Genomic DNA, 7,316 nt, shown 5'->3' with positions numbered 1-7,316 from the left:
TTTTGATTCTGCCAGTAGAAACAGAGTATAAGTATTCAGATCACACTTGGCGGTCGATGGCTTGGTTGTCGCTCTGATTGCCCATATCCTCAATACTGTGCGTTCGCTCATTTTTGACCAGAAAATTTAATTAATCCTTACAGGGCTTACAATATAGGCTCCACAGGCAATTCAGACATTTTTAGCTAAAACAAGGTTTTATCCATTTTTATGGTTTATACCCCTCTGCGCCTTAAATAGATGCTTCTAGAAGCCGAATATAAAAGTAACAAATCTTACTTTGTATTGGCTGCTTACTTAAAAATAGCTCTTTCCCCTTTAAATTAAAGCTTTAATTCAATTTCGAGTTTAAAAATAAGCGAACGCACAGTCAATAGAGACAGTGTAAATTATCCGTCTTTCCAGTCCCCTGCTGACTAGCGATCGCCTATTCTTTTCCGATTTCCCCTACCGCATTTATTGTCTTTTTTGTCAATGCGTAAGTTCTACATTGCTAAAAATCTCAACTCACCTCTAATCATCCAAACTTATAGCCTAGAACCCTATCAAAATGGCTATGCACTAGTGATGGAAGACTTTGGAGGGATTTCTCTAAAAAAATATTTCACCCATGACCAGACGCGATATATCGCGTCTCTATATGATTTTTTAGTTTTAGCGATCGCACTATGCAATACCTTAGATATACTCTACCGCCATCGCATTATTCATAAAGATATTAAACCTGCGAATATTTTAATTAATCCCGAAACCAAAGAAGTTAAATTAATTGACTTTAGTATTGCATCTCTGCTACCACGAGAAACGCAGACACTGATAAATCCAAATGTGCTGGAAGGAACACTCGCTTATATTTCCCCAGAACAAACAGGAAGGATGAATCGCGGGATTGACTACCATACTGATTTATATTCTTTGGGCGTAACTTTTTACGAATTACTGACGGGAGTTTTACCATTTCAGTCAAAGGATGCGATGGAGTTGGTACACTATCATCTTGCGAAATCAGCAACCTTAGTACATGAAATTAATTCAGCAATTCCATCTGTACTCTCTGCTATTGTTAGTAAGTTAATGGCAAAAAATGCCGAAGACCGTTATCAGAGTGCATTAGGGCTGAAATATGACTTAGAAAACTGCTTGGTTCAATTAAAGGAAACGAGCAAAATAGAAGACTTCCCAATTGCTCAACGGGATATGTGCGATCGCTTCATCATCCCTGACAAACTTTATGGACGGAAAAATGAAGTTCAGTCTTTACTGAAAGCCTTCGATCGTGTTGCTAGTGGTAGTTCTGAACTGATACTGGTGGCTGGTTTTTCTGGTATTGGCAAAACAGTAGTGGTGAATGAAGTCCACAAACCCATCACCCGACAGCGCGGCTATTTCATCAAAGGCAAATATGACCAGTTCAATCGCAACATTCCGTTTTCCGCCTTTGTCCAAGCTGGACAAAGGCAGAAATTAAGGCCAATCCCAACTGCATTAAGATTCAAACATCGGTCGAAAATGAACGGGTAAAAATTGCGATCGCTGATAACGGCAAAGGGATGAGTGAATCAGTCAAACAAAAAATCTTTGACCATTTATTTACGACGAAACCTGTGGGGGAAGGGACGGAGTTGGGATTGGCGATCGCTCGTCAAATTGTTGAATCAACCCACGGTGGTAAATTAAGTTGTAATTCTGTTCTAGGTCTAAGTACTGAATTTATCATTGAAATTCCGGTGTAAATTATTGAACAACAAGCTGCCCGACTTCGTAAAATTTGTCAGGGATCTGAACCTTTCACAAATGATGAAGTAGGGCTATATCTGGGAACACTAAATCTGAAAGTCTTCAGAATTTAGCAGTATGGTAAGCAATCTAGCCAGTATTCCCGGATATCAAGTTAGCGAACAACTCTATAACGGTTCCAGGACTCTAGTTTATCGCGGTTATCAAGAGACTGACCACAAACCTGTAGTGATTAAGCTACTGAAAAATTCCTATCCCAGTTTCAGCGAATTGGTACAGTTTCGCAATCAATATACCATTGCTAAAAACCTTAACTCACCCCTAATCGTCCAAACCTATAGCCTAGAACCCTATCAAAATGGTTATACCTTAGTCATGGAAGACTTTGGGGGGATTTCTCTGAAAGAATGGGCAATCAAAGAAGGAAATAGACTTTCTTTGGGGGCTTTTTTAGAAATTGCGATCGCACTTTGCAACAGCTTAGATATACTCTACCGAGAGCGGATTATTCATAAAGATATTAAACCTGCCAATATTTTAATTAACCCCGAAACCAAAGAAATTAAATTAATTGACTTTAGTATTGCATCTTTATTACCACGAGAAACCCAAACATTAATCAATCCCAATGTGTTAGAAGGGACACTAGCTTATATTTCTCCAGAACAAACAGGAAGAATGAATCGGGGGATTGACTACCGAACTGATTTTTATTCTTTGGGTGTAACTTTTTACGAATTACTCAGTGGAGTTTTACCGTTTGAATCAAACGATCCGATGGAGTTGGTACATTCTCATATTGCTAAACTTCCACCACTTTTAGGTAATAGAGAAGAGATTCCCCAAGTTATTTGTGACATCGTGATGAAACTCATGGCAAAAAATGCCGAATCCAGATATCAAAGTGTATTGGGATTGAAATTTGATTTAGAAAATTGTTTAACTCAGTTACAAGTTTCTGGTAGGATTGAGGGTTTTGAGATTGCACAACGGGATATGTGCGATCGCTTCATCATCCCCGACAAACTCTACGGACGAGAAACCGAAGCAGAAACTTTACTACAAGCATTTGAGCGAGTCGCTAACCCCCCTGAATCCCCCCTTGCTAAGGGGGGACTAAGGGGGGTAGAAATGATGCTGGTAGCAGGTTTTTCGGGTATTGGGAAAACTGCCGTTGTCAACGAAGTTCATAAACCAATTGTTCGACAACGCGGTTATTTTATCAAAGGAAAATTTGACCAATTTCAACGCAATATTCCCTTCTCTGCTTTTGTACAAGCATTTCGGGATTTAATGGGGCAATTGTTAACCGAAAGTGATGTCCAACTAGAGCAATGGAAAAATCAAATATTAGAAACTGTGGGAGACAACGGTCAGGTAATTATTGAAGTCATTCCCGAATTAGAAAAAATCATTGGTGAACAACCACCAGCAGTAGAATTATCAGGAACGGCAGCCCAAAATCGCTTTAATTTATTGTTTCAGAAATTCACCCAAGTCTTTACAACTAAAGAACATCCATTAGTGATGTTTTTAGATGATTTACAATGGGCTGATTCAGCATCATTAAAGTTGATACAGCTATTAATGGCTGATACAGGTCATCTTTTCATCATTGGTGCTTATCGTGATAATGAAGTCAATCCAGCCCATCCATTAATGTTGACTTTGAGCGAAATTCAAAAAAACCAAGCAGCCATTAATACTATTACTTTAACACCCCTGAGTCGATCCCAAATCAATCAATTAGTCGCTGATACCCTAAAAAGTACAGAAAATTTGACATTACCCCTTTCACAATTAGTCTATCAAAAAACTAAAGGCAACCCATTTTTTGCCACCCAATTTCTCAAAGCCCTACATGAGGAAAATCTCATTCAATTTAACTTGCAGTTAGGCTGTTGGCAATGCGAACTTTCCAAAATTAATCAACAAGCCTTGACCGATGATGTCGTAGAATTTATGGCGTTGCAGTTAGACAAGTTACCCTTAGCAACCCAAAATATTCTGAAGTTAGCCGCTTGTATTGGCAATCAGTTTGAGCTAACAACATTAGCAATTGTTTCAGAACACTCAGAGGTAGAAACCGCAGCAAATTTATGGAAAGCATTGCAAGAAGGTTTGATTTTACCGATCGGTGATGTTTATAAATTTTATGTAGGGGCAGAAAGTCAAGCCGTTACTTCAGAAAAATCTCAAAATGTTACCTACAAATTTTTACACGATCGCGTTCAACAAGCAGCCTATTCCCTAATTCCCGATGATCAAAAACAGGCGACTCATTACAAAATCGGACAACTATTACTGCAACAGATTTCTACACAAGCTAGAGTTGACCGGATTTTTGAAATCGTCAATCAATTAAATCACGGAACTGCTTTAATTACCCAACCAACAGAACGAGAAGAATTAGCCAAACTCAATTTAATTGCCTGTCGCAAAGCTAAAACTTCAACCGCCTATCAAGCAGCGCGTGAATATGCCACAGTGGGATTGTCTTTGTTGGGAAAAAATGCTTGGCAGCAGCAGTATGAAATGACCCTCGCCTTATATGAATTAGCTGCGGAAGTAGCAATGCTAAATGGCAACTTTGAGGCGATGGAAAAATTCATTGATATTGTCATTCAACAGGCACACTTCTTACCTGAAAAAGTCAATGTTTACTGCATTAGAATTCAATCTCTTATTTCCCAAAGTAAACTGACATCAGCGATCGCGATCGCCCAACCAGTCTTACAACAGCTTGATATAACCTTTCCTGAAACACCGACACCATCACATCTTCAACAGGAAATCCAACAGATTGAGGAACTCATTGGAGATAGGGAAATCGCTGATTTGGTTCATTTGCCTGAAATGACAGATGCAGAAAAACTCGCTACTCTTAAAATTGTCAATATCATAATCCCAGCAGCTTACCTCTCTGGCTCTGCGCTGTACCCATTGCTGAATAGTTTGTCCGTTAAACTCTCAATTCAGTACGGTAACACATCGACTTCTGCTTTAGGCTATGCAACCTATGGCAGTATTCTCTGCAATTTCTTACAAGCCATAGATACAGGATCGCAATTTGGTTCCCTGGGACTCCAGATTATTTCAAAACTCGATGCCAAAGCAAGTAAAACAGATGTTTTGATGATCTTGGGAATATTTGTTGTACACCGCAAATTTCACATTAAAGAAACACTACCCCTCTTGCAAGAGGGTTATACCAGTGCCTTAGAATTTGGAAACCTGGTACTTGCTGGATATAATGGCCACACTTTTTGTCTCAATTCTTTTTGGTGCAATCAACCCCTGGCTACCTTAGAACAGGATATTTGCGCCTACTGCCATAGTTTGATGCAATTAAATCAATTGACAACCGCAAATTATTGCCGGATCTATTGGCAGCCAGTTTTAAATCTGTTAGGTGTTGCAGAACATCCCACCCTTTTGTCTGGGAAAGCCCTTGAAGAAACAGAATTTCTCCAGCAGCTACAGTCTGCCAATGATGGATATGGATTATATATTTTCCATTTGTATAAACTGATGCTTTGTTTCTTGTTTGGAGAAATTGAGCCAGCGAAAAATCATGCTATTGAAGTCAGGCGCTATTTTATGGCTGGTGCGGGATTAGTCAGCGAACCAGTATTTTATCTTTATGATTCTCTGCTAACTTTGGCACAATTAAATTCACAGTTAGATGAAGCATCAGAAGCATTGCAGGGTGTCATAGAAAACCAAACCAAGTTACAGCAATGGGCGGATCATGCACCCATGAATTATCAACATAAGTTTGATTTGGTAGAGGCGGAAAAAAGTAGAGTGTTTGGACAAAAAGCCAAAGCAATTGAGTTTTACGACCAGGCAATTTCTGGAGCCAAAGCCAACGAATATATCCAAGAAGAAGCACTTGCTAACGAACTGGCAGCAAAGTTCTACCTAGATTGGGGCAAACAGCGCATTGCTGGGGACTACATGATTGAAGCCTACTATGGCTATGCTCGTTGGGGTGCAAAAGCCAAAGTTGCTGAATTAGAAGCTCGCTATCCGCAACTACTTAGACCTATATTAGAGCAAACCCGTTCTCCTCTCTCCACTCACGAAACTCTCTTCACATTGGGTAGTGTTACCTCCACCAGTTCGGCCATATCTAGTAGTAATATTTCTGTGGCTTTAGATTTAGCTACTATTCTCAAAGCTTCTCATGCTATTTCCGGTGAAATCGAACTGGGAAATCTACTTTCATCGTTGATGACAATCGTTATTGAAAATGCGGGGGCTAATAAATGTGTGTTAATGCTTTTGCGAGACGATCGCCTGTTAATCAAAGGGTCAATTACCACAGGTTCAAAGCCAGTTGTCTTGCAGCGTATTCCCATTGAAGATAGCCAGGACATTCCCCACAGACTGATTTACAAAGTCAAGCATGACAAGCAAACTGCTGTGCTGGTGAATGCAAGCGCCGATCGCACCTTAGCCAATGACCCCTATATCATCCGTCAGCAGCCCAAGAGTATCTTGTGTAGCCCGATTTTGCATCAAGGGAAATTGGTGGGCATTTTATATCTAGAAAATAATTTAGCAACGGGGGTGTTTACGAGCGATCGCGTCCAACTACTCAACTTACTTTGCGCTCAAGCAGCAATTTCTTTGGAAAATGCTCGACTGTATGAGCGATCGCTAGAATATGCCCAACAGCTAGAAGCCGCTTTACAAGAAGTCCAGCGTGCTCAATTACAAATCGTGCAAAGTGAAAAGATGTCTGCATTGGGAAACTTAGTCGCAGGGGTGGCTCACGAAATGAATAATCCTTTGGGTTTTATTGCTGCTAGTCTCAAACAAGCTAAACCCACTATTACTGAGATTACCCAACACATAAAATTATATCAAGAAAGTTTCCCTAATAAGAATAATGAAATTCTTAACCACGCCGAAGAAATCGATTTGGATTATAGCTTAGAAGATTTGCCCAAAATTATTGATTCTATGTCTATGGCGTGCGATCGCCTCAAAAATATCAGCACCAGTTTACGTACTTTCTCTCGTGCCGATCAAGATTATAAAGTGCCTTTCAATATCCACCAAGGCATTGATAGCACCATTCTCATTCTCAAACATCGTCTGAAGGCAAATGAACAACGTCCTGCCATTGAAGTTATCACAAATTACGGTGATTTGCCCCAGGTAGAATGCTTTCCTGGTCAATTAAATCAGGTATTTATGAATCTTATTGCCAACGCGATTGATGCCTTGGATGAATCTAATCAGGGACGCAGTTTTGAGGAAATTAAAGTTAATCCTAACTGCATTAAAATTACAACCTCAGTCGAAAATGATTTAGTTAAAGTTGCCATTACTGATAATGGTAAAGGGATAAGTAAAGAAGTACAATCAAAAATATTTGACCATTTATTTACTACAAAAGATGTAGGTAAAGGTACGGGTTTAGGATTAGCGATCGCGCGTCAGATTGTCACAGAGAAACATGGAGGAGCGATCGAGGTAAATTCTAAACCAGGCGAAGGTACTGAATTTGCGATCCAGCTACCGATTTAGCATATCCACGCGAACTTTCTGGAGATATTCAGCCTAAA

Annotated in this window: 2 protein-coding genes and 1 pseudogene; all 3 read left to right on the top strand. The window is 39.7% G+C overall.

Going from position 1 to position 7,316, the window contains the following annotated elements:
- Positions 1–480: 480 nt before the first annotated feature.
- Positions 481–1,449 (top strand): annotated as a pseudogene (locus V7K42_RS01020) (protein kinase domain-containing protein); the annotation flags it as partial.
- Between the two features lie 14 nt (positions 1,450–1,463).
- Positions 1,464–1,733 (top strand): sensor histidine kinase, encoded by a 270-nt coding sequence (locus V7K42_RS01015; protein WP_334912706.1) that lies wholly within the window; start codon positions 1,464–1,466, stop codon positions 1,731–1,733.
- 121 nt (positions 1,734–1,854) lie between these two features.
- A complete protein-coding gene (locus tag V7K42_RS01010; protein WP_334912704.1) occupies positions 1,855–7,278 on the top strand; it encodes a trifunctional serine/threonine-protein kinase/ATP-binding protein/sensor histidine kinase in 5,424 nt (1,807 codons plus the stop codon).
- Positions 7,279–7,316: the final 38 nt, after the last annotated feature.

The sequence above is a fragment of the Nostoc sp. genome (assembly GCF_036917455.1).
GTDB lineage: Bacteria > Cyanobacteriota > Cyanobacteriia > Cyanobacteriales > Nostocaceae > Nostoc.
The sequence above is the reverse complement of the archived record's forward strand: the minus strand, read 5'-3'. Positions and strand labels throughout refer to the sequence as shown.

Coding starts and splice junctions, on each gene's coding strand:
- V7K42_RS01010 (WP_334912704.1), top strand. CDS start 1,855: ATGGTAAGCAATCTAGCCAGTATTCCCGGATATCAAGTTAGCGAACAA.